Raw genomic sequence first — 5126 nt, 5'->3', positions numbered from 1 at the left:
GGTGAGGTGACGGTCTACGACCACCCCGCCCGCAGCGCCACCCCCAGGGTTCTTGCCGGGCCGGTGAAGCTGGGTCTGGGGCCGGACGCCCAGTACTGGCAGGCACCTGCGAACCATCAGGCTCTGCCTGACGGAGCGCGGCGACTAGCAGACATCGGCATGTACGGTACGCGTATTGCGGTCGGCAAAGGAGCGATATTCCTCACCACTCCGCAGAACGGCACCACAATTAAAAAATTCGCAATCTCCGAAAGGCCTGACGCGGCAGGGAAACACACCCTGGCTCTTGCTGGTGCCGCCGTCCTGGCGGACCGTAAGGTAACTACACTCTCCGTTGGGATAGTTGGCGGCGAGGAAATACTGGCAGCCGGACTCAATGTAACTGGAATCCGTATGTTCAAGACTGCCAGTTTGCAACCTGCCACAACGGCCCGGAGTGCAATCTTGGAGACCTTCGGAACTGATCCCAAGTATTCGCGGTACTCTGGTGACCCGCAAGGCCAGATAACTGCACTGAAATTCGGGCAATTGGCTGGCAAGCCGGTTCTTGCTGTAGGGCGCATAACGCGCCACTCATATGCTGCTTATCTAGTTGACCCGACCACGGGTAGCTTCATCCGCGCGTATTGGCCGCGGACGGATGCTCCTGATGTGCCATGGATCATACCCACTTCCTTCTCGTTTGGGCGCCTAGCGGGTGACGGAAAAGATGTGCTAGCAGTCTCCGTCTGGACCAACTTGGGCCCTGGACTACAGCGGGTACCCGGGCGGGTTGGGCTGCTTCCTCTCGACCGCAACGTCAACGAGCCGGTAGCGTACGGTGATGATAACCCGGACACCTCGGCAACGCCCCGCGGCCTGACGTTCTTCAAAGACGCAGAAGGGCGCGATCGTCTTGCTGTCGGCCGTGACCGGAACGCGCAAGTGGAACAGAGCATGGTCCTCGAGCGTGATCCTAGCAACGAACGCCGGATGCAGGGGGTCATCATCTCTGCTGGCGGTAATCGCAACCAGACGGTTCTCATGAGCAACCGGGAACTAGAGCGTCTGGTACCTGGATATCAGACGGCCAACCTGAAAGTTGTTAACTCCGGGCGGCAAAACGTACAGATTTACATGGCGGCGAGCCCGGCCTTGGACAGGGGCTGTTGGATAAATGACCTGCCGATGGCCCCCGGATTCGGGTTTCCTGAAGGAGGAAAACCGGCAGAGCTCACCGCCGGGCAAAGCCGGACATATCAAACCGCCATTTCTGTCAGTGCACGTCCTCAGTCCCCGTACAATATTGATGCGCCTGCCGAGTCATGCACCGAGCGCCAACGGTCCGCTTATATGGTGGCCGAAGTGCCTCAGAAGCCGTGGACCCGGCAAATTGTCAAGGTTGTGTACGACGACCAGACCGGTCTTCCTTCCATCGCGGCCGACGAAGGTGCAGGTGTCTTTGGCTGGGCGCTGAAGCTGGATCAATCTGGTGGGGCTCTGGGGACATGGGAACTGGTGATTACCGAGGCGCCACCCACCGCCTCGGCAGCGCCGGTCCTGAGTGCCCACAGGGTTACCCCCGATCCCAGCATTCCCAAGACGACATCTGTCACATTTGACTACACTAATCCTGTATACCGAGTGGACGTTTCAGGGGCTCAGTGGAAAATTTCTGACGCGAAGCGCCGAACGGCTGTCGCTGTTCCTTCGATGACGGTCGAAGGGAGTACTGACCCGGCGGCAGGCACATGGGACCAAATAGGAAAGTTCAGCCCCGCGGCAACACCCTCCCGCACTGATAATCCGGACGGCAGTGCGATTATCACCTTTGGTGCGTCGGAATTCTATTGGCAGAATGAGAATGGCGGCCCCAAGTACACCCATCTTCGAGTCTCCAATGGAACCGAGTCTTCTGTTATCGGGCTAGCGGATGAGCCCGCTCCGACCCCGATAGTCGTGCCCGGTGCCGAGACTGTCGCCGACCTTTACCAGGTCCGGAAAACATTCCGCCCGAATAAGTTCGACCAGGCAGTCACCGAGTTTGTTCCGCTGCGAGCCCGGGCCGAGGAGCTTGAATATGTTCGCCGAAACATGTTCTTCCGCGATCCGCTGAATAATCTGGTGACGAACCTGGATCGACCCGGAGAGCTTTACCGCGCCGCATTCCGGAGCCCCGGGCAGCATTCTGGCGGGTACGGCCAGGGGGGATGGAAGATCGGGGTTACGTCCGGCAGCAATGACATTTACCAGAAGATAATCCCAACGTATTTTGGGCTTGACGGAACGAAAAAGGTCCAGCAGCTTAAATGGGCCGGGTTGGCGGTGAGCTCGGATACTGCCCCTCAGGTCCTCAAGGGCGACAGCAGCTCCATGATGGTTGAAGGCCGCAGTATTCTGCTTCCTACGCCTCAGCAACCTGTCCTCTTCGCCAGCGGGTCCGACATCGGCATCCAGCTGAAAGCTCGGGCGATAACGAGCGGCAGCCTGCCGCTGGCGACCAATGCGCCTCAGTGTGAGCCCGCCCAGGGCTGCACACTATCCGGCAGTGACCTGCAAGGCGGCGCTGGAGAAGTCCGTCCTGTCACTCCCGGAGCGTTCCTCAACTCCGGCGAGTACATCATGGCTGGATTGGCCAGTGCCGGCGACCTCGTGTTGAATCAGATGATTCCTGTAAGAATTCCGTAACTCGACTACCCGCTGCGCTAGCGTAAGGGTTCGCGCCTGGAATAGCCCGACACGGATGGTGGCCTTCGGAGGTAATTACAGCGGCGATGTGAAGTCATCTGACCTCCGTAAATATCTACATCAATGCAGTCAGCGAGGTTCTTCCATCCGAGTCCTGGAAGGCGGGAACGGGCAGGTCATCAGGGTGCGGTGACGTGCCGAAGCCTCCGTCGTTAGGTGGTGCTCTCATATATCACACCGGCGACGGAGGCTTCGACAATGCCGTATTCGCCAGCCGCGCGGCAGGCCCGAGATAAAAGGTGTGATTCGCCAGCAGTTCAGCGGCCGTCCGCCTTCGGCGCCCATGTATCCTTTCGGTAGGCGGTCTCAAGCTCCTCCCGATCGAGGCCGCAATCTCCCACGGGCCTCTAGAGCAATCCAAACCCCACCGCCTACTCCCAATGAGCACAACCAGCCACCAATGAGCTCGTGCAGGGTGGCGGTGAGGCGTCGCAGGGTGCAGGTCGGCCCGGTGGCCACTGTGGCTGACCGGCGCACGGGTGGCGGTCTGCTGGTGTGAGAGCAGTCCGGCCACGGTCTGCATGGTGTCGCGCATGTGCCCGTTTCGGCCCAGGTGCCGGGCGGGTGCCCGCCGGTTTCTGAGGTGTGCGCTGCGGTGCTCGACGCGGATACGGCGTCGGGGGTCGCCTTGCGCTGGCGCTTGTGGATTTCCTGGTACCAGTCCAGCGGGTTCTTCTCGAACTTGCGGTGCGGTGGCATCACGACGCGGCCGCTGGTCTGAGCGCCCGGGCCCTGATAGCCGGCGTCAGCGAGGATTTGCACGGCCGGCCGTCAGCCAGGGTGTCTGACCGGGCCTGGCTGACGGGCGTGGTGATGTCGGCACAGCCTGCCGACTGGCAGGCGGGACTGCAGGACATGAGCCCCGCCGGCGTCGGGGAGGACCATGGCCTTGACCGCGTTCTGCATGTTCTTGCCGGAGGTGAACTTCTCACGGTCCCTGCGGCCGGCCGCGGGCCTGCGGACCGGGATCCCGGTGTTGTCGACGATCCCGGTCTGTCCCCTGGCATCGAGGTGGTCGATCGTCATCGTCGAAACCCGTGATCATGCTCAGCTCGGCGACGATCTCGTCGTCCGGCGCCAGGTCCCGCAGGGGTATGCGGCATGGTGAGGGGGCGTCGGCGATGGCTGCGGCATCCGGGGCGTCGGTTGTCGACTCGCCGGGGTAGCGGTTGGTTAGAAATCGGCGATCCGCCGCATCGTCAGCCCCGGCAGGTAGGCGACACGGCAGCCGCAAGACGGGCGACGGTCAGTGCCAGGGCGCCGATCGAGGCGGCTGGCCCACCACGACGAGTTCAGTTCCGTGTTTGGCCTGCAGTTCTCCGAGCAGCAGCCGCGGTTCGCTGTTCGGCAGCGTTTGTCAAGACCCTCCTGCCCGCGGGAGTTGAGAGCGGTGCCGTGATGCCCGCCTTTACCGGCGTCCAGACCGAGGTAGACGTCGATCTCGCCTTCGCGGTGTACAAGCCCTCCCCATGGATCGCTGCCCGGTCTCGCTTGCGGTACCAGCGTGCCGGCATCCACGTTACGAAGGTCTGCTTCACCTCGACGGGCAAGGTGAGCGGTCATGCTCCTGGTCAGCGGTCTCCGGTGCTTCCCGGTGACACCACTTTTTCGACCATGATCGACAAGGGGCGGAATTCATACCGGATGCAGAAACTGGGCGCCACATTGCGGGGCCGCGAAGACGGTACCCGGGGCGGCACGGCAGGACGAACCGGAAGATCACACCCTCGGCCGATCCCGAGGCGGACCGACCGCCGAAGTCCACCTCGCCTGCGACGGCAAGGGCCGCCCGCTCGCGATCCCTGCGACGCGCCCGGCCAACGCTACGCCAGCGTCTGCGCACACCCTCTGCCGGAACGTATCCGCCTGCCCCGCACCTGCCCGGGCCGGCCGCATTGCAGGCCCGACCGGGTCACCGCAGACAAGGCCCGCAGCTTGGCGGCTTCCGTGCTGCCTGCACAAACGCGGCATCGCGTACACCATTCCCGAGAAGACCGGCCAGCGACGGCACCGGCTGAGGCGCGGTGGCCACGGCGGCCGGCCGCCAAGGTTCGACCGGGAGGACTACCGGCGGCACACGCTGATCGAGCGCTGCTTCAACCAGCTCAAGGGTTCCACGGGATCGCTTCCTACGAAGCGGCGGTCACCCTGACATCGTTCCTGCTCCGGGCAAGATCAGTCTGAAGACGAACCCAGCACAGCTCGACGACTCGGCCTGCAACTTTGGAATGACGAGCGGCGAGAATGCGGCTTCTTCCTCATGCTCTTCATGATGAACATCAGTCCCTTCGGAGGCCGAAGACCCCTGAGGCAAGTGTCCTCGAAGTGGACAAGCCCGTGCGGGGCCGGCTGTTTGCATGAGGGGGGTTGGGCTGGTGGGTGGCTGTGTGGGGGATGGG

At 62.6% G+C, this 5126-nt stretch carries 2 protein-coding genes and 1 pseudogene; 2 read left to right on the top strand and 1 reads right to left on the bottom strand.

Annotation, left to right across the window (positions count from 1 at the left end; genetic code table 11):
- Positions 1–2667 (top strand): hypothetical protein (locus IF89_RS46555; protein WP_234328003.1); only part of this gene is annotated, 2667 nt, incomplete at its 5' end.
- Positions 2668–3369: 702 nt separating this feature from the next.
- Positions 3370–3768, top strand: a complete 399-nt coding sequence (locus tag IF89_RS46550; protein WP_158718071.1) for a hypothetical protein — start codon at positions 3370–3372, stop codon at positions 3766–3768.
- Here IF89_RS46550 and IF89_RS48475 read toward each other — a convergent pair.
- Positions 3749–4167, bottom strand: a pseudogene (locus IF89_RS48475) (IS110 family transposase); the annotation flags it as partial. The gene IF89_RS46550 and the pseudogene IF89_RS48475 overlap by 20 nt on opposite strands.
- Positions 4168–5126: the final 959 nt, after the last annotated feature.

Source organism: Streptomyces sp. NRRL F-2664 (assembly GCF_000719345.1).
In the GTDB taxonomy this organism is placed as follows: Bacteria; Actinomycetota; Actinomycetes; order Streptomycetales; family Streptomycetaceae; genus Streptomyces.
Note: the sequence above shows the minus strand (reverse complement) of the source record. Positions and strands in the feature narration are given on the sequence as shown.